This is a genomic window from Streptomyces sp., assembly GCF_031181705.1.
Classification (GTDB): Bacteria; Actinomycetota; Actinomycetes; order Streptomycetales; family Streptomycetaceae; genus Streptomyces.
This window is the reverse complement of sequence record NZ_JAPSKN010000001.1, coordinates 41418-59393: the sequence shown is the minus strand read 5'-3', so window position 1 is coordinate 59393 and position 17976 is coordinate 41418. Positions and strand designations below refer to the sequence as shown.

The following is a 17976-nucleotide window of genomic DNA, read 5'->3' as shown; positions in this document are numbered from 1 at the left end:
CGCGCCCGGGTGCGCCGTCGCTGTCAAGCCCGTGCGGTGTGCCGCGCCGGACCGGTCGGGGACCGGAGGCGGCTCACCCGAACGGTCCGGTGCCGGTGGTGGGGCCCCGGCGCGGGTGATGCGCTGGGGGCACGCGTCCCGCTCCCAGGAGGCACCCCCGATGACCCGTCGTCCGTCCCGCCTCGTCCGCGTCCTCCCCTGTGCCCTCGCGGCGGGCACACTGCTGGCCACCACCGCCTGTTCGGACGACGGCGGCACGGACGGCGCGCGCGTCTCGGGTGTCACGGCCTCGCAGGCCGCCGGGAAGAAGCAGACCCCCTCACCCGGCGCGACCCTCTCCACCGACGCCGCGCGGGCCGCGCTGATCACCGAGGCGGACATCGAGGACGCCTGGACCCAGGTCAAGGACACCGAGGCCCAGAACTGGCACGACAGCCTGCTCATCGGCAGGGTCGACGTCTCCGACTTCCTCTCCGCCAAGGCCCAGGCCGCCGACTGTCAGCGGCTGCTCGACTCCCTCTTCGACGACGACCTGCTGGGCAGGCCCTCGGGCGCGTCCGTCCTGCGCGGCTTCGCAGAGGGCGACTCGCGCCTGCTGTACCAGGTGGCCTCCTACGACCGGACCGACCCGCAGGACTCCCTGAGGTGGATGGCGACCCTGCCGCAGAAGTGCGACCAGTTCACCGTGACCGACGGGGGCGAGCGGCGCACGGTCCAGGTGGTCGACACCTCGCTGCCCGCCATGGGCGACGCCCGCGAGGGCGTGCGCGTGTCCGTGAAGGGCTCGGCGGGCGGCACGGACGCCACGCTCACCCTGGACGTCGCCGCCGTACGCGTCGGCGACGACGCGATCACCGTCACGGCGGGCGGCATCGACGGCGGCGAGAACGACTCCGTCGAGCAGGCGGCGAAGCTCGGCACCCAGCGTCTGAAGGACGTGCTGGCCGGCAGGACGCCCGCGCCGGACCCCAGCGAGGTCGAGTAGGGCGGCCGGCTCCTCCTCCCCCCGGCCGCTCCACGGTTGCCCCGGCCCGCCGATTCCCGGGACAACGTGATCAACGGAGCGGCACAATGGCGGCGGCGGCCGGTCGCGGCCGTACGGGCGAGGAGAGGAAGAGACGTGAGTGAGAGCCACACCCCGCCGAGCGGCTCGGCGAGGCTGAACACCGGTGTGGCGCACAACGCGCGCGTGTGGAACTACTGGATCGGCGGCAAGGACAACTACGAGGTCGACCAGCAGGTCGGCGAGCACGTCGCCGGTATGTTCCCGATCATCCGGGACATCGCCCGGGCGGACCGGGACTTCCTGGGCCGTGCCGTGTCGTTCCTGGCCGGCGAGCGCGGAGTGCGGCAGTTCCTCGACATCGGCACGGGTCTGCCGACGGCGGACAACACCCATGAGATCGCCCAGCGGATCGCGCCCGACTCGCGCATCGTCTACGTCGACAACGACCCGATCGTCCTGGTGCACGCCCGCACGCTGCTGACCGGCACCCAGGACGGCGTCACCGCCTACATCGACGCCGACGTGCACGACCCGGACGCCATCCTGGAACGGGCCGCGGGCACCCTGGACTTCACCGAGCCGGTCGCCGTGATGATGCTGGGCATCCTCAACTTCGTCCTGGACACCGCCAAGGCCCGGGACATCGCGCACCGCGTGATGGCCGCGGTCCCCTCCGGCAGCTACCTGGTCCTCACCCACCCGACCTTCGACGACGCGCTGGGCGGCGCGGGCCAGATCCCCGCGATGAAGTTCTGGAACGAGAACGCCACTCCCCCGATCACCGCCCGCAGCGGCGCGGACATCGCGGAGTTCTTCGACGGTCTCGAACTGCTCGAACCCGGCATGGTGTCGTGCGGCCAGTGGCGCGCCGCGCCCGGCGCGGCGGTCCTGGTGCCCCAGTACGGAGCGGTGGCCGTGAAGCCCTGACGGGTCCGCTCGCGCGGGGACGGTTGAACGGGCGTGTGGCCGGTCACAGTTCTTCTGGAACGGCTGCCCAGGAAGTCCGAACGGCTGAAAGTATGATCAAGCGATGTCTGACATGACCGAAACCACGCCCGGCTGGCTGTCCTCCGACGAACTGGAGTCGACGCGCGCCCGCATGCCGATCCTGTACGTCGAGGCCGTCCCGGTCCGCGTCGACGACAGCGGCGAAGTCACCAGTGTCGGCCTGCTGCTGCGCATCGGGCCCGACGGCACGGTCAGCCGGACGCTGGTATCCGGCCGCGTACTGCACCACGAGCGCGTCCGGGACGCCCTGCTGCGCCACCTGGAGAAGGACCTCGGCCCGGTCGCGCTGCCCCGGGTCCCGGCCTCGCTCCAGCCGTTCACGGTCGCGGAGTACTTCCCGACGCAGGGCGTCACGCCGTACCACGACCCCCGCCAGCACGCGGTGTCCCTCGCCTACATCGTGCCGGTGACGGGCGACTGCCGGCCCCGCCAGGACGCGCTCGACCTGGTGTGGTTCAGCCCGCAGGAGGCCGTCTCGGCCGCGGTGCAGAGTGAGATGCCGGGCGGGCACGGGGTGCTGCTGAAGCAGGCGCTGGCGCACGCGGGCTGTGTGATCTGACGGGCGCCGGACGGGAGGGCCCGGGCGTCGGCCGGCGCGCGGGCTCCCGACCCCGGCCGGCGCGCGGCCATCCGGGAGACAGACCAGCGGGTCTGCCGATATCGGCAGACCCGCTGGTCGTATCCGTACTGTCGGGACGACAGGATTTGAACCTGCGACCCCTTGACCCCCAGTCAAGTGCGCTACCAAGCTGCGCCACGTCCCGTTGCCCGCCTGACCTGGGGTTTCCCCCGGCCGAACGCGCAGGGAAACAATACCGCACTCGTACCGGTGATCGCGCATCGGTTTCCCGGGCCCACCGCTTGACCTCAAGAATGGTTGAGGTTGCACGCTCGTGTCCATGACCACCACGACACGCACGTACACCTACGCCGACCTGCCGGAACTCATGGGCCTGATGACCGGCGACGAGAAACACGGCCCGGCCGCGACGTCCACGCTGGACGTGCTCTGGGTGCTCTACGACCGTGTGCTCCGGGTCGGCCCGGAGCGGATGAGCGACCCGGAGCGGGACCGGTTCCTGCTGTCGAAGGGGCACGGGCCGATGGCGTACTACGCCGTCCTGGCCGCCAAGGGCTTCGTGCCGGTGGAGTGGCTGCCCGGCTTCGGCTCCTACGACTCCCCGCTCGGCCACCACCCCGACCGCACGCTCGTCCCCGGGGCCGAGATCGGCAGCGGTTCGCTCGGGCACGGGCTGCCCCTCGCCGTCGGCACGGCGCTGGGGTTGCGCGCCCAGGGGCTGCACGAGCCGCGGGTGTGGACGCTGATCGGGGACGCCGAGCTGGACGAGGGCAGCAACCACGAGGCGATCGCCTTCGCGGGACCCGTCGGACTGGAGCGGCTGCACACCGTCGTCGTCGACAACTCCTCCGCGAGCCACGCGCGGCCGGGCGGGATCGCCGCCCGTTTCGAGGCGGCCGGCTGGTCCGCGCTGACCGTCGACGGCCGTGACCACGAGGCGCTGTACGCCGCCTTCACCGCGCCGCACCCGGGCCGCCCGCACGTGGTGGTGGCCCGGGTCGAGCCGAAGCACGCCTGATCTGCGACCGACCGGAAAGGAACCCTTACCCCATGGACACCATGCGTGACCGTTTCGCCCCCGTCGTCTCCCGGCTGCTCGACGAGGATCCCCGGGTCGCGGTGGTCCTCGCCGAGATCGGCGCGGACGGCTTCGCCGAGGCGGCCCGCCGGCACCCCGACCGGGTCGTCAACGTCGGCATCCGCGAGCAGCTCCTGGTCGGGGCGGCGGCGGGACTGGCGCTGACCGGGCTGCGGCCCGTCGTGCACACCTTCGCCAGCTTCCTGGTCGAGCGGCCCTTCGAGCAGGTCAAGCTGGACCTCGGGCACCAGGACGCGGGCGCGGTGCTGGTGAGCGCGGCCGCCTCCTTCGACTGGCCGGCGGGCGGCTACACCCACATGGCGCCCGGCGACGTGGCACTGCTCGACACCCTGGACGGCTGGACCGTCCACGTCCCGGGCCACCCGGACGAGGCCGAGACACTGCTGCGGCACGCGGTCGCCGCGGGCGACGACAAGGTGTACGTCCGGCTCTCCGTGCAGTCCAACCGGCAGGGGCTGTCCGTCGACGGGCAGCGGTTCAGGACCGTCCGCGAGGGGCGCTCCGGCGTCGTCGTCGCCGTCGGGCCGATGCTCGACGCCACGCTCGCCGCCACCGAGGGCCTGGACGTCACCGTCCTCTACGCGACCACCGTCCGTCCCTTCGACGGGGCCGCCCTGCGCCGGGCCACCGAGGCGGCCGGGACGGACGTCGTCCTGGTCGAGCCCTATCTGGCGGGCACGTCGACGGCCGCGGCGAACGACGCCCTGGCGGAGGTGGGGCACCGGATCCTGGGACTGGGCGTGGGCCGTCGGGAACTGCGCCGCTACGGGCAGGTGGAGGAGCACGTCGCCGCGCACGGTCTCGACGCCCGCTCGCTGCGGAAGCGGATCGGGGGCTTCCTCGGGGCGGCGACGCCCGCGTGAGACCCCGGGGGCGTCAGTGTGCCGGGAGTCCGAGCCGGGGATGGGCCTCCAGCAGCCGGACCGGGGCCGCCTGGCGCCAGGAGTCGGCCAGGATGTCCCGCAGCTCGGCCTCGTCCTCCAGCGCGTCGAGCCGGGCGCGGACCCAGGCGAACTGCGCCTCGTGGTCGGCGATCCAGAACTTGCCCGGCTCGGCGAGCACCAGCTCGTCCCGCTCCTCCTTGGGGCAGCGCACGGCCAGGGAGGTCTCGTCCTCCGGCAGCGTGGCGAACATCTTCCCCGCGACCCGGAACGTGGGCATGCTCCAGGCGATCTTCTCCGTCGTGTCCGGCAGGGACAGGGCGATACGGCGTACGTCTTCGGCGTCCGGCATGGCAGGAACCGTAGCGCCCGGCACTGACATTCACCTGGTGGGAGCGGTCGCCGGCAGGCGCTTGTAGTAGAGGGTCGTCGGGCGCAGCACCCCGTCGGGGCGCGCCGCGTAGTCGGGGATCGCGCCGACGGGTGTCCAGCCGGCTGACCGGTACAGCCGCTCGGCGGGGCTGTCCGTCTCGGTGTCGAGGTGCAGCAGGGTGATGCCGGCCGCCGCGGCGGCGTCCTCCGCGGTGGCCAGGAGCCGGCGGCCGAGACCGCGCCCGCGGGCGTCCGGGTGCACCATGAGCTTGACGAGCTCGGCGCGGTGACGGCTGTTGGCCTTGGCCGGGAACGCGAGGCTCACGGTGCCCAGCACCCGGTCGCCGTCGGGCACGGCCCACACGGCGAGCCGGCCGGCGGCCACGTCGGCGGCCCGCTCCTCCCACCAGGCGAGGGCCTCGGCACGGCCGAGCGGGGCGAGGAAGCCGACCGAGGCTCCCGCGTGCACGGTGCCGGTCAGCAGGTCGGCCAACGCCCCGGCGTGGCCGCGCAGTCGCGTCGCGTCCAGGCGGATCACGGCCGCACCACCGCCAGCAGGTACCGGACACCCCCGGGACCGGCGCACCGGAAGCGCGTCGGCCCCCACACCCGCATGCGCAGGCAGTCGCCGCTGCCGAGGTGGTGCCCGGCGTCCTGCGCGGTCACCTCCAGGGCCCCCTCCAGCACCCAGATGTGCTGCTCCAGGCCGGCCACGGGCGGGCGGTCGTAGGCGATGTCGGCGCCGGCGTCCAGGCGTCCCTCGACGAGTTCGCCGCGCAGGGCGGGGTGCGGCGGGGAGACCGACCGGCGGACGAAGCCGGAGGACCGGTCCTGCCACACGTGCTGGGCGTCGGCGCGCACGACGGGAGCCGGCGCGGCCTCGACCTCGCTGAGCAGCTGGGACATGGTGCGGCCGTAGACCGCGCACAGGCGGTTCAGCACGGAGGCCGTGGGACTGGTCTCCGCGCGTTCGGCCCGGGACAGGGTGGATCTGCTCACGCCGCTGCGCTCGGCCAACTCGCCCAGGGACCAGCCGTGTTCGGCCCGCAGCTCGGCCAGTCGGGTACCCAGCCGGGCATCGACGGCGTCCGCATCGCTTCTCATATCCGGGAAACTATCCCGAATGCGAGACGGCCCGGTTACGGAGTCCTCACACCCGGGCCGCGGCGTCGAGCGCGTCCAGCACCGGGCGGATCAGAGGATGCTCCTCGGCTCCCCGGCGCACGGCGGCGAAGACCCGGCGGGTGGGCGCCGTCCCGTCGACCGGGCGGACGACCACACCGGCGAGATCCATGCCGCGCAGCGCCGAGCGCGGCACCAGCGCCACGCCGGCGTCGGCCGAGGCCAGCGCCACGACCGCGCGGAAGTCGTCCGAGGAGTGCTCCATGCGCGGCTGGAATCCGGCGCTCTCGCAGGCCAGGACCACCACGTCATGGCAGGGGTTGCCGGGGTACGGGCCGATCCAGGGGTCCTTGGCCAGTTCGGCGAGGGGCACCTCGGCCGCGTCGGCCAGCCGGTGGGTGACGGGCACGACCGCGTCGAAGGGCTCGGCGTACAGCGGTACGTGGGTCAGCCGCGGGTCGTCGGCGGGCGGGGCGCCCCGGTACTCGACGGCGACGGCGACGTCGACCTGCCGGTCCAGGACCATCGGCAGGCTGGCGTCGCCCTCGGCGTCCTGGACGCGGATGCGGATGCCGGGTGCCGACTCGGCGAGCCGGGCCACCGCGGGCGCCACGACCAGGGCGATGCCGGTGGCGAAGGAGGCCACCGTGACCGTGCCGGCGGCGCCCGAGCTGTACGCGGCGAGCTCCGCCTCGGCCCGCTCCAGCTGGGCGAGGACCGCGTTGGTGTGATTGAGCAGGATCTCCCCGGCCGGGGTCAGGCGTACGCCCTTGGCGCCGCGCTCGACGAGCCGGTGACCGGTCTCCTGCTCCAGCGCGGCGAGTTGCTGGGAGACGGCCGACGGGGTGAGGTACAGCGCGGCGGCAGCCGCCGTCACCGTGCGGTGGTCGGCCACCGCACGGAGGATGTGGAGCCGCCGCGCCTCGATCATGCGACCGATTCTCTCAGGTCACCGGCGGTTTTCAGCCGTCCAGCTCCGCCCGGGCCGCCACGAAGGCGTCCACGGCGCGGTGCACGTCGTCCGTGGAGTGCGCGGCGGACAGCTGGACGCGGATGCGGGCCTGGCCCTGCGGCACGACCGGGTAGGAGAACCCGATCACGTACACACCGCGCTCCAGCAGCAGTTCGGCCATGCGGCCGGCCTTCGCCGCGTCGCCGATCATGACCGGGGCGATGGCGTGGTCGCCGGGGAGGACGTCGAAGCCCTCCTCGGTCATCCGGCCGCGGAACAGGGCCGTGTTCTCGGCGAGCCGGACGCGCAGGTCGTCCGCCGACTCCAGCAGGTCGAGGACCTTCAGGGAGGCCGCCGCGATCACCGGGGCCAGCGTGTTCGAGAACAGGTACGGCCGGGAGCGCTGGCGCAGCAGGGCGACGATCTCGGCGCGGGCGGCGACGTAGCCGCCGGAGGCGCCGCCGAGGGCCTTGCCGAGGGTGCCGGTGACGATGTCGACGCGGTCCATGACGCCGTGCAGCTCGGGTGTGCCGCGGCCGCCGGGGCCCACGAAGCCGACGGCGTGCGAGTCGTCGACCATGACCATCGCGTCGTGGCGGTCGGCGAGGTCGCAGATCTCGCGCAGCGGGGCCACATAGCCGTCCATGGAGAAGACGCCGTCGGTGACGATCAGCTTGCGCCGGGCGTCTCCGGCGGCCTTGAGCCGGGCCTCCAGGTCGGCCATGTCGCGGTTGGCGTAGCGGAAGCGCTGCGCCTTGCTGAGGCGGATGCCGTCGATGATGGAGGCGTGGTTCAGGGCGTCCGAGATCACCGCGTCCTCGGGGCCGAGCAGCGTCTCGAAGACGCCGCCGTTGGCGTCGAAACAGGAGGAGTAAAGGATCGTGTCCTCCTGGCCGAGGAACGCCGACAGGCGTGCCTCCAGTTCCTTGTGCACCTCCTGGGTGCCGCAGATGAAGCGCACGGAGGCCATGCCGTAGCCCCAGCGGTCCAGGGCCTGGTGGGCGGCGGTGATCACCTCGGGGTGGTCGGCGAGGCCGAGGTAGTTGTTGGCGCAGAAGTTGAGGACCTCGCCGGGGCGGCCGCCCGCGGTGACGTTCACGGTGGCGGACTGGGGGGTGCCGATGACGCGCTCGGGCTTGTGCAGTCCGGCGGCGCGGATCTCGTCGAGGGTGGCGCGCAGGTCGTCGCGCACGGAGTCGAACATGGGGAAGCTCTCCTGAAGGTGCTCGCGGGGAAGGGGGTTTCGCGCTCGCGTGGCGTGCTACGCGGTCCAGTCGAGGATGACCTTGCCGCCGCGGCCGCTCGCCGCGTCCTCGAACGCCGCCTCGAAGTCGCGGTGGCCGTAGCGGCCGGTGATCACCGGGGCGAGGTCGAGGCCGCCCTCCAGCAGGACCGACATGGCGTACCAGGTCTCGAACATCTCACGGCCGTAGATGCCCTTGATGGTGATCATCGAGGTGACGATCCGCGCCCAGTCGACGGGGAACTCCTGGGCGGGCAGGCCGAGCATGGCGATGCGGCCGCCGTGCGTCATGTTGGCGATCATGTCGCGCATCGCCTCGGGGCGGCCGGACATCTCCAGGCCGATGTCGAAGCCCTCGCGCAGTCCGAGCGTGCGCTGCCCGTCGGCGATACCGGCCTCGGCGACGTTGAGCGCCAGGCTGACGCCGATCTTGCGGGCCAGCTCCAGCCGCTCCTCGCTGACGTCGGTGATCACGACATTGCGGGCACCGGCGTGCCTGGCCACGGCCGCGGCCATCAGGCCGATGGGGCCGGCGCCGGTGATCAGGACGTCCTCGCCGACGAGCGGGAAGGACAGCGCGGTGTGCACGGCGTTGCCGAACGGGTCGAAGATCGCGGCGACGTCGAGGTCGACGGGCACCCGGTGCACCCAGACGTTGCCGGCGGGCAGCGCCACGTACTCCGCGAACGCGCCGTCGCGGCCCACGCCCAGCCCGACGGTGGCCCGGCACAGGTGCCGGCGGCCCGCCTGGCAGTTGCGGCACTTGCCGCACACCAGGTGTCCCTCGCCGCTGACCCGGTCGCCGACGGAGACGTCGGTGACGTCGCGCCCGGTCTCGACGACCTCGCCGACGAACTCGTGCCCGACCACGAGCGGGGTGCTGATCGCCTGCCGGGCCCAGCCGTCCCAGGCCCTGATGTGCAGGTCCGTTCCGCAGATGCCGGTGCGCAGCACCTTGATCAGGACGTCACCGGGACCGATCACCGGCTCGGGGACGTCCGCGAGCCACAGGCCGGGCTCCGCCTTCTGCTTGACCAGCGCCTTCACCGCTACGGCTCCTGGGGGTGAGTCCCGGCTCCGGGCATGCCGAAGGAGCCCCTGGGCCGGGAGAGGAGTGGAATCGCACAGCAATCTGCCGTACGACGGCGCACCGGTCCATCGAGGTTTTCTTAAGCGCCGCCTCAGCTTTCCTTCACGCCCACGGCGGGAGCGGCCGGAGCCGCGGTGTTCCGGGCCGGGTGCGACTCACCAGGGCAGCAGGCCGCCCCCGCTCTCCAGGTGCACGACCAGCTCGGCGGCGTGTTCCTTGATGACCGTCAGGCCCGTCTTCCCCCACGGCCGCGGCGCGACGTCGGCGACGCTCACCGTGCCGAGCACCAGGCCCGTGCCGTCGATGAGCGGTGCCCCGAGGTAGGAGCGGATGCCGAACTCGTCGACCACCGGGTTGCCCGCGAACCGGGGGTAGTCGGCGACGTCCTCCAGGACCAGGGCCTTGCGGCGCGCCACCACATGGGGGCAGAAGCCGTGGTCGCGGGGCAGGGCACGGCCGAGGCACGCACCGGTGCCGTCGCTGCGCACCACCGGCGCCACGGCCGGCACGCACAGGCCGGCGTAGAACTGACCGTGCTCGCCGGGGAAGTTGACCATGGCGTACGGCGCCCCGGTGAGCTGGGCGAGACGCTGGGCGAAGGCGTCCAGGGCGGGTTCGGGGCGCTCCCCCAGGCCCATCCCGCGCAGTCGGCGAGCGCGGGCCGGGGCCTCCTTGTCCTCGGGTGTGAGCAGCAGACGACCGGCCGGGCGCGGCGGGTCGTAGCTCATGGGCGTGCTCCCGGAGTGTGGGCATGTGTCATACAGGTTCTCCCTGACGGGTGTTGGGATGTCACATGTGGGCGCCGTACCCCGTCGGGGTGGCCGGCGTGTGGGCGATCAGGTGGCGCACCAGGGTCAGCAGGGTCTGGACCCCGGAGCTGGAGATCCGCGCGTCACAGCACACCACGGGGACGTCGTCGGACAGGTCGAGGGCACCGCGCACCTCCTCGGGGTCGTAGCGATGGGCGCCGTCGAACTCGTTGACGGCGACGATGAATTCGAGGCCGCGCTGCTCGAAGAAGTCCACGGCCGCGAAACACTCCTGCAGGCGGCGCGTGTCGGCGAGGATGACCGCCCCGAGCGCGCCCTCGCACAGCTCGTCCCACATGAACCAGAACCGTTCCTGGCCGGGGGTCCCGAACAGGTACAGCACGTGTTCCGCGTCGAGCGTGATGCGGCCGAAGTCCATGGCCACGGTCGTCTCGACCTTGTTCTCGATGCCGTCGAGGTTGTCGGTCGCGGCGCTGACGGTGGTGAGCAGCTCCTCCGTGCTGAGCGGTGCGATCTCGCTGACCGCGCCGACGAAGGTCGTCTTGCCCACCCCGAACCCGCCCGCCACCAGGATCTTCAGCGCGGTCGGGAAGGGGTCGGCGCCGCGGTCGGCGCGGTCGGCGTGGTCAGAGCTGTCGTCGTAGTCCATCGAGCACTGCCTCCAGAAGAGCCCGGTCCGTCGGGTTGTGGTGGAACGCGGGGGGCTTGGTCGTCAACGCCCCGCAGTCGACGAGGTCCGCCAGCAGCACCTTGGTGACGGCCACCGGCAGTTTGAGATGGGCGGCGACCTCGGCGACCGCGACGGGCACGCGGCACCGTTCGAGCGCCTGCGCGTGTTCGGGGCCGAGATAGCCGAGGGGGGTCGCCCCGGTGGCCATCACCTGCGACATGAGGTCGAGCGCGACGGTGGGACGGGTGCGGCCGTTGCTGACCGTGAACGGCCGCACCAGCCGCCCGGCCGCGTCGTCGAGCCAGGGCCCGTCGCCGGCCGCCGTCACGTTCAAGCCCTCATCGCCGATGATTCGACGGACTGCTGGCGGGGAGCGGTCACCAGGTACGGCCGGACGCTCTTGACCAGCATCGCCATCTCGTAGCCGAGCACGGCCGCGTCGGCCTCGCGGCCGGCGAGCACGGCCAGGCAGGTGCCGGAACCGGCGGTCGTGACGAACAGCAGGGTCGAGGCGAGCTCGACGACGACCTGCCGCACGTCGCCGCCGTCGCCGAAGCGGACTCCGGCGCTGCGGCCGAGGGAGTACAGGCCGGAGGCCAGAGCGGCCATGTGGTCGGCGCTGTCCGGGTCCAGGCCGTGCACGGATTTCACGAGCCCGTCGCAGGACAGCAGCACCGCGGCACTCGTGTGCGGTACGCGCTGCACGAGGCCGCTCATCAGCCAGTCGAGATCGGATACGTGGGCGGTCGGCGCATCGCTCGCCATGGTGGATCGACTCCTTGGGGTACGAAGGTCTGCGGGAGCGCTGGGGGTGGGGGTGGAAACGGGGGTGGTCATCCGGCGGGTGCGCTCCCGTCGTGCCGGGTGGTGGTGTGGTCGGGGCGGGACACGTCCCGGTCGGCCGGGGTGGTCGAGGACGTCGGCCCGGTCGGGTACGAGCCCCGGGGGGACGGCCGCAGAGGGATCGGGTCCCTGGGGGCGGCCTCTGCGTGCGCCGGGTCCACGTGGGTCGGCTGCACGTGGGGGGACGCCGTGTGCGGAGGCGCCGTGTGCGCGGAGTCCATGTGCGTGGAATCCATGGGTGCGGACGACACCGTATGCGAGGGCTCCGCGGGTGCGGTCGCCGTGCCCGTCGACTCCGGATGCCCGGGCTCCCCGTGGCCCGGCTCCATACGACCAGGCTCCATATGGCTCGGCCCCATGTGGTCTCGCTCCATGGGTGCCGTCTCCCTGGATGCGGCCTCCATGTGCTGCTGGGCCTCGGCGAGGCTGATGCCGCGCTGGAAGGCCGCCATCAGACCGGGGTCGTGGCCGACGAGGACTTCGGAGTCCTGGCGCGGCACCGGGCCGTCGCGCAACTGGGGCGCGATGTGCTCCTGCGCGCGGCGGCGGGGCAGTTGGGGCTTGCCCATGGTGCCGCGCACGGCGCCGTTGCGAGGGGTGGGCATCGCGGTCACGTTCTCCGCGAGGACGCGCCGGTCGTCGTCGCTGATGCCGGGCCGGGCCTCGGCCGGGGTGGGCCGCTCACGGTGGGCGCCGCGCACGGGCAGCGGCGCGGGCCGGCCGGTGTCCCGGCCCCCCTCCGGGCCCGGTTCGGGCGCGTGATGCCTGCCGCGCGGTGCCGCGGGGATTCCGCTCGGGGCCGGGGGCCGCCCGTCGGACGCGGCCCCGGTGCCGGACCCGGCACCGCTCTCCGGAGCGAACCCGGAGGCCGACGAGGGGGCGGACGGCAACCCGGGCAACACCACGCCCGCGCCCGCGGCCTGCGCGCCGGACGCGCCCGCGCCCCCGGTCCGGGAGCCCTCCCCCGCTCCGCCTCCCAAACGGGCACCGGCCGATGCCCGCCCGTCCCGCCCGTCCCGCCCCGTGCCCCCGGCCGGAGACGCCCCGGCCTCCGCCCCCAGCAGCGCCTGCGGCACCACGAGCACCGCCTGCACCCCGCCGTAGATGTTGCTCTGCAGGCGGACGGTGATGCCGTGCCGCCGGGCCAGCTGCGAGACCACGTACAGGCCGATGCGGCCGTCCGCGAGGAGCCGTGCGACGTTCACCTGGTCGGGGTCGGCGAGCAGCGCGTTCATCCGCGTCTGCTCCTCCAGTGGCATGCCGAGCCCACGGTCCTCGACCTCGACCGCGAGCCCGGAGGTGACGAGGTTGGCGCGGAGCAGCACCTGGGTGTGCGGGGCGGAGAACACCGTGGCGTTCTCGACGAGTTCGGCCAGCAGGTGGATGACGTCGGCGACGGCGTGACCGCGCAGGGTTCCGTCGATCGGCGGGACGAGTTTGACCCGCGAGTACTGCTCGACCTCGGCGATGGCCGAGCGCAGCACCTCGGTCATGGAGACCGGGTTGCTCCACTGGCGGCGGGAGACGGCTCCCCCCAGCACGGCGAGGTTCTCGGCGTGGCGGCGGATGCGCGTGGCGAGGTGGTCGACGTGGAAGAGCCCCTTGAGCAGATCGGGGTCCTCCATCTCGTTCTCCAGCTCGTCGAGGATGGAGATCTCGCGGTGCACCAGCGACTGCAGGCGCCGCGCGAGGTTGACGAACACCTCGAGCTTCTGTTCGCTGCCCGCCTGGCTGGAGAGCTGCGAGGCCTGGACGACGGCGGTGACGGCACCGTCGTGCGCCCGGGCCAGGTCGCCCGCGAGGAGGTCGAAGTCGTCGGCGTCCTCGTCGGTGCCGGCGCGCCGGCTGTGCGGGGTGTGCTGCGGGGGCCCGTCGCCCCGGCGCAGCGTCTCGACCAGGGTGCGCAGATCGGCCTCGCGGCGTGCGGTGGCGCGGCGCAGCGCGCCGATGCGGTCGTGCACGGAGCGGGCGGCGCGGCCCGCGGCCACCGCGGCGACGGCGATGCCCACCAGGGTCACGAAGACGGCTCCGCCGAGTACGGCCCACAGGGTCGGTCCCGGCCGCGCTCCGGTGGACCGGACCGTGAAGAGGACGGCGGCACAGCCGCTCAGCGCGACGGCGACCGGCGGCAGGACGGCGAGACGCAGCAGCTGGAACCGTATGTGGGTCTCGGGCAGCGCGGGGGCGGTGCGGGCGGCGGGCCGCCCGTGCCGCGCGCCCTCACGGCGGTCCGCTCGTGCGGCCGGGGCGCGGAGGTGAGACATCGGTGTCCTCGTACTGGTCCGTCGGGCCTGGGTGCCGGGGGAGCTCGCGGGGGCGCGCCCGGGCTCCCGCGGCCGCTTCCGCGCGCCCCGGTCCGTCCGCCCGGAATTCCTGCGCGCCGTCCGCCCGGGTTCCTTAGGCGTCGTCCGCCCGGATTCCGCTCGCGTCGTCCGCCCGGACTCTCCCGGCGACCTCCCGGCGGCTTCCCGGACCGGTTCGGCCGGCCTCCGACCGCCGGGGGCCGGGGCGGTGCCCGGGCCGGCGTCGGTGGCGCGCGGGCAGCGGGGATCGCCCTCGCGTCGGCTCCCTCGTCCGCCTTGCGCCTGCACGTGCCGGCCCCCGCTCCCTGATCCGCCCTGCTTCCGACGGCCACTGACAGTAGTCGCCAGCGCATCATGTGCGGTGGGCAGTTGACAAACTCATACGGTGAGCGTCCCGCTCTGGTATGAGGTCTCGTACGACAGACCGATAACCCCGCCACTGAACCCGCCGTGAACGGTAAGTGTTCGATCAGACCTGGTCAGCAGTGGTCACACACAGACGGCGAGGGCCGGGGAGCATCTCGCTCCCCGGCCCTCGCCGTCGCCTCGCGCGCGTCCCGGATCAGCCCGCCGGAAGCGCTTCGGAGCCTTCGGTGCCCTTGTCCGCACTCCCCCGGTCGTCACTTACCGTATCGGCCTGGGCCATGGCTGCCGCGTCGGACGCGGTCCTGATCGCGGCGTCGGTGACGGCCTGCCCGGCCCGGGCGGTGCCACCCGCCGATGTGCGCGCCACCCCACGCCACCACGGCTCGGACGGGATGGTCCCGGCCGTGGGCTCGAAGGGCTCGCCCGGGCGGGGCAGGGCGATCCGGGCGCCCACCGCGGCGGCGGCCGAGCGGGTCCCCTCGCCCGGTTCCGCCCAGGGGTGCGTGGCCAGGTTGAAGGTGGCCCAGTGGATCGGCAGCATCGGGCCCCCTTCCGGTCCGCCCTGGAGGTCGAGGTGGGCGCGCATGCCCTCTTCCGGGGTCATGTGGATGTCGGGCCAGAAGTCGGAGTAGGCGCCGATCTGGATCATCGTGGCGTCGAACGGCCCGTGCTCCGCGCCGATCTCCTTGAAGCCCCCGAAGTAGCCGGTGTCCCCGCTGTGGTAGACCCGGTGGTCGCCGCCGGCGACCACCCAGGAGGCCCACAGGGTGTGCTGGGTGTTGCGCAGGCCGCGGCCGCAGAAGTGCCGGGCCGGGGTGGCGGTGAGGGTGAGGCCGGCGACCTTGGTCGTCTCGTGCCAGTCCAGTTCGCGCAGCCGGTCGGCGGGGACGCCCCAGTGCTCCAGGTGCGCCCCGACGCCGAGCGGCACGGCGAACAGCGTGTCCGTGCCGGCCAGGGCCTTGATGCTGGGCAGGTCCAGGTGGTCGTAGTGGTCGTGCGAGATGACGACGACGTCGACCGGGCCGAGTGCGGCCAGCGGCAGGGGCACCGGGTGCAGGCGCTTGGGGCCGGCGAAGGGGAACGGGGAGCAGCGTTCGCCCCACACCGGGTCGAACAGCACGCGCCGGCCGTCGATCTCCGCGAGCACGCTGGAGTGCCCCATCCAGGTCAGCCGCAGGCCGGTGGCAGGGGGCCGCGAGATGTCGGCGAGGGTGGTGGTGTGCACCGGCACCGGGCCCTGCGGGACGCGGCGGGGCCGGGTGTCCTTGTCGAAGAAGACCTTCGCGAAGTCCAGGGTCGAGCCCGAGGGCCGGGTCCGCGCGGGGCCGCCGGGGTTCTGGAAGACCCCGTCCTTGAAGTGGGGCGATCTGCGGATGCGCGCCATGCGCTCACCGCGCGGGTCCGCGCCGAACGCTTCGGGCCGCAGGGTGCGGAGCCCGGCGCTCAGGGTACGGAAACCGGCCACGGTACCTCCAGGTGGAGTCGGTCAGGCTTTCCATTATGGTCGGCCCCTCCGGCACCAGCGGGGCGCAGGGGTCCCTCCCGGCGCGATACTGACCGGCGATTCAGTTACCCTGCGAAGGAGATCCTCATGGCGGCCGGCCCCCTGCTGTCCCTCACCTGGACCGACCACGTCACCGGCCGGCAGGGCTTCCTGGTCGTCGACCGGCTGGTGCGCGGCGTCGCCAGCGGCGGACTGCGGATGCGCCCCGGCTGCACGCTGGACGAGGTCACCGGTCTGGCCCGCGGCATGACCATGAAGGAGGCCCTGCACTACGACCCGGCGAGCCGCTACGTCCCGCTCGGCGGTGCCAAGGGCGGCATCGACTGCGACCCGCGCGACTCCGGGGCGTACCCCCTGCTGGTGCGCTACCTGCGCGCGATGCGGCCGTACGTCGAGAGCGTGTGGACGACGGGCGAGGACCTCGGGCTCTCCCAGGACACGGTGGACCGGGCCGTGGCCGAGGCGGGGCTGGTCTCCTCCGTCCAGGCCGTGTATCCGCTGCTGGACGACGAGGCCGGGGCACGCCGACGGCTGGCGGACGCGTTCGCCGTCGAGGTGGACGGCATCGGGCTCGACGAACTGGCGGGCGGCTGCGGCGTCGCCGAGGCGGCCCTCACGGCGCTGGACCGGGCCGGTGTGCCGCACGCGGGGACCCGGGTCGCCCTCCAGGGGCTGGGCACCATGGGCGGTGCCACCGCACGCTTCCTGTCACGGGCGGGGCTCGGGATCGTGGCGGTCGCCGATCTCAAGGGCACGATCGCCAACCCGGCCGGACTCGACGTCGAGGCCCTGCTCGCCGCGCGGGACGCCCACGGCACGGTGGACCGCTCCGCGCTGCGGCCAGGCGACCTGGAGCTGCCCGGTGACGCCTGGCTGTCGGCCGACGCCGAGGTGCTGGTGCCGGCGGCGGTGTCGTACGCCGTCGACGCCGAGAACCAGCGGCACATCACGGCCCGCTGGATCGTCGAGGCGGCCAACATGCCGGTACGGCCGGAGGCGGAGCTGCTGCTGGCCGGGCGCGGGGTGACCGTGCTGCCGGACGTGGTGGTCAACTCCGGGACAAACGCCTGGTGGTGGTGGACGCTGTTCGGGGACATCGGCGCCGACGCCGAGGAGGCGTTCGCCCACACGCGCCGCTCCATGCGGGCCCTGGTCGAGCGGATGCTCACCCGCGCGCGGGCCGACGGGACGACACCGCGCGCGGCGGCCCACGCGCTCGCCGCGGACCGGCTGCCGGTGATCGCGCGGCGGTACGGCTGCTACCGCTGAGGCAGACCGGATCCGCACGTCGGCGAGACCGAGCGCGTGGGTAGGGTGACGGCGTGACGAGAGTCCGGTTGAGCGTGGCGGAACGGCGCGGGGAACTGCTGCGCGCCGCCGTGGAGCAGATCGAGGCCCGGGGCGTGGCCGCGGTCCGGATCGCCGACGTGGCCGCGGCGCTCGGCGTGAGCAACGCGCTGGTGCTCTACCACTTCGCGTCCAAGGAGCGGTTGGTCGCGGCGGCGTTCCGGCACGCGGCCGAGGCCGACCTCGCGCACCTGCGCAAGCTGCTGGGCCGCCGCACGTCGGCGCTGCGACGGCTGCGGTCGGCCGTCCGCTGGTACGCCCCGACCGGCCAGGCCAAGGGCTGGCGCCTGTGGATCGAGGGCTGGGCGGCGTCCCTGCGCGAGCCGGCGCTGCGGGAGGTCACGCAGGACCTCGACCGCCAGTGGAGGGCCGCGCTCGCGGAGGTCATCGCGGAGGGCGTGGCGGCGGGCGAGTTCCACTGCCCGGACCCGCAGGCCACGGCCCTGCGCCTCACCGCGTTCCTCGACGGCCTGGCCGTCCGGCTGACGTCCTACCCCGGCGCGATCCCCCGAGCCTGGGCCCAGCAGTGGACGGAGGACGCCCTGGCACGCGAACTGGGCCTGGAGCCGGCCCCTTTGACCCCGCCGATGAGCAACCCGGCCTAGGACCGCCCAGGCGGCACCCGAGCCCGCAGCCACGCGAAGGACCACCCGCACCCGCCGGACGACGCGAGGGGCCGTGCCTGGGGGTGTCCGCCCGCAGCGGTGGGCACGTCAACGGACAGTGGGTCGGCACGCAAGTCGATCGCGCCGTTCCGAGGACGGACACCCCCGGCGCGGCCCCGCCCCACCACCCACGGTCAGGCGAAGACGCGCACCCC

General features: G+C 73.6%; 19 protein-coding genes and 1 tRNA gene. 7 read left to right on the top strand and 13 right to left on the bottom strand.

Translation table 11 applies throughout. From position 1 onward, the window contains the following. The first annotated feature begins 160 nt into the window (after positions 1 to 160). The 3 genes from RIN80_RS00290 (at position 161) to RIN80_RS00280 (ending at position 2573) form a co-directional block, all read left to right on the top strand. Positions 161 to 985, top strand: a complete 825-nt coding sequence (locus tag RIN80_RS00290) for a hypothetical protein (RefSeq protein WP_309093378.1) — start codon at positions 161 to 163, stop codon at positions 983 to 985. 135 nt (positions 986 to 1120) lie between these two features. Continuing rightward, positions 1121 to 1933 carry an SAM-dependent methyltransferase gene (locus RIN80_RS00285; RefSeq protein WP_309093377.1) on the top strand — a complete coding sequence of 271 codons (813 nt, stop codon included), beginning with the start codon at positions 1121 to 1123 and terminating at the stop codon, positions 1931 to 1933. A gap of 112 nt (positions 1934 to 2045) precedes the next feature. Beyond that, on the top strand, positions 2046 to 2573 hold the full coding sequence (locus RIN80_RS00280) for an NUDIX hydrolase family protein (RefSeq protein WP_309093448.1): 528 nt from the start codon (positions 2046 to 2048) through the stop codon (positions 2571 to 2573). A gap of 131 nt (positions 2574 to 2704) precedes the next feature. Here RIN80_RS00280 and RIN80_RS00275 read toward each other — a convergent pair. Beyond that, positions 2705 to 2778, bottom strand: a tRNA-Pro gene (locus tag RIN80_RS00275). Positions 2779 to 2913: 135 nt separating this feature from the next. On the opposite strand from RIN80_RS00275, the gene RIN80_RS00270 reads away from it, so the two are divergent. After that, positions 2914 to 3612: a transketolase gene (locus tag RIN80_RS00270; protein WP_309093376.1), complete on the top strand. Its 699-nt coding sequence runs from the start codon at positions 2914 to 2916 to the stop codon at positions 3610 to 3612. 32 nt (positions 3613 to 3644) lie between these two features. After that, complete coding sequence (locus RIN80_RS00265; protein ID WP_309093375.1) at positions 3645 to 4556, top strand: transketolase C-terminal domain-containing protein; 912 nt, start codon at positions 3645 to 3647, stop codon at positions 4554 to 4556. Between the two features lie 13 nt (positions 4557 to 4569). On the opposite strand, the gene RIN80_RS00260 is transcribed toward RIN80_RS00265, so the two are convergent. From RIN80_RS00260 to RIN80_RS00205, 12 genes are all read right to left on the bottom strand, one after another. After that, positions 4570 to 4926, bottom strand: coding sequence for an MmcQ/YjbR family DNA-binding protein (locus tag RIN80_RS00260; protein WP_309093374.1), 357 nt, complete (start codon positions 4924 to 4926; stop codon positions 4570 to 4572). Positions 4927 to 4956: 30 nt separating this feature from the next. Next, positions 4957 to 5484, bottom strand: a complete 528-nt coding sequence (locus tag RIN80_RS00255; protein WP_309093373.1) for a GNAT family N-acetyltransferase — start codon at positions 5482 to 5484, stop codon at positions 4957 to 4959. Further along, the gene (locus RIN80_RS00250) at positions 5481 to 6050 is read right to left on the bottom strand and encodes a helix-turn-helix domain-containing protein (protein WP_309093372.1); all 570 of its coding nucleotides are present in this window, start codon (positions 6048 to 6050) and stop codon (positions 5481 to 5483) included. The genes RIN80_RS00255 and RIN80_RS00250 overlap by 4 nt, the downstream gene beginning before the upstream one ends. A 46-nt stretch (positions 6051 to 6096) precedes the next feature. Then, on the bottom strand, positions 6097 to 6999 hold the full coding sequence (locus RIN80_RS00245; RefSeq protein ID WP_309093371.1) for a LysR family transcriptional regulator: 903 nt from the start codon (positions 6997 to 6999) through the stop codon (positions 6097 to 6099). A 31-nt stretch (positions 7000 to 7030) separates the two neighbouring features. Beyond that, positions 7031 to 8224 (bottom strand): glycine C-acetyltransferase, encoded by a 1194-nt coding sequence (locus RIN80_RS00240; RefSeq protein ID WP_309093370.1) that lies wholly within the window; start codon positions 8222 to 8224, stop codon positions 7031 to 7033. Between the two features lie 57 nt (positions 8225 to 8281). Continuing rightward, positions 8282 to 9310 carry an L-threonine 3-dehydrogenase gene (gene tdh / locus RIN80_RS00235; RefSeq protein ID WP_309093369.1) on the bottom strand — a complete coding sequence of 343 codons (1029 nt, stop codon included), beginning with the start codon at positions 9308 to 9310 and terminating at the stop codon, positions 8282 to 8284. 198 nt (positions 9311 to 9508) lie between these two features. Continuing rightward, on the bottom strand, positions 9509 to 10081 hold the full coding sequence (locus tag RIN80_RS00230; RefSeq protein ID WP_309093368.1) for a GAF domain-containing protein: 573 nt from the start codon (positions 10079 to 10081) through the stop codon (positions 9509 to 9511). A gap of 61 nt (positions 10082 to 10142) precedes the next feature. After that, the gene (locus RIN80_RS00225) at positions 10143 to 10772 is read right to left on the bottom strand and encodes an ATP/GTP-binding protein (protein ID WP_309093367.1); all 630 of its coding nucleotides are present in this window, start codon (positions 10770 to 10772) and stop codon (positions 10143 to 10145) included. Continuing rightward, positions 10750 to 11121: a DUF742 domain-containing protein gene (locus tag RIN80_RS00220; RefSeq protein WP_309093447.1), complete on the bottom strand. Its 372-nt coding sequence runs from the start codon at positions 11119 to 11121 to the stop codon at positions 10750 to 10752. The genes RIN80_RS00225 and RIN80_RS00220 overlap by 23 nt, the downstream gene beginning before the upstream one ends. 2 nt (positions 11122 to 11123) lie before the next feature. Beyond that, on the bottom strand, positions 11124 to 11558 hold the full coding sequence (locus RIN80_RS00215; RefSeq protein ID WP_309093366.1) for a roadblock/LC7 domain-containing protein: 435 nt from the start codon (positions 11556 to 11558) through the stop codon (positions 11124 to 11126). Between the two features lie 68 nt (positions 11559 to 11626). Continuing rightward, positions 11627 to 13900, bottom strand: a complete 2274-nt coding sequence (locus tag RIN80_RS00210; RefSeq protein WP_309093365.1) for an ATP-binding protein — start codon at positions 13898 to 13900, stop codon at positions 11627 to 11629. A 601-nt stretch (positions 13901 to 14501) separates the two neighbouring features. Beyond that, positions 14502 to 15770: an MBL fold metallo-hydrolase gene (locus RIN80_RS00205; protein WP_309093364.1), complete on the bottom strand. Its 1269-nt coding sequence runs from the start codon at positions 15768 to 15770 to the stop codon at positions 14502 to 14504. Between the two features lie 126 nt (positions 15771 to 15896). Here RIN80_RS00205 and RIN80_RS00200 point away from each other — a divergent pair, with 126 nt between their 5' ends. Next, positions 15897 to 17078, top strand: a complete 1182-nt coding sequence (locus tag RIN80_RS00200) for a Glu/Leu/Phe/Val dehydrogenase dimerization domain-containing protein (protein WP_309093363.1) — start codon at positions 15897 to 15899, stop codon at positions 17076 to 17078. Positions 17079 to 17131: 53 nt separating this feature from the next. Then, positions 17132 to 17761 (top strand): TetR/AcrR family transcriptional regulator, encoded by a 630-nt coding sequence (locus tag RIN80_RS00195; RefSeq protein WP_309093362.1) that lies wholly within the window; start codon positions 17132 to 17134, stop codon positions 17759 to 17761. The last annotated feature ends 215 nt before the right edge of the window (positions 17762 to 17976 follow it).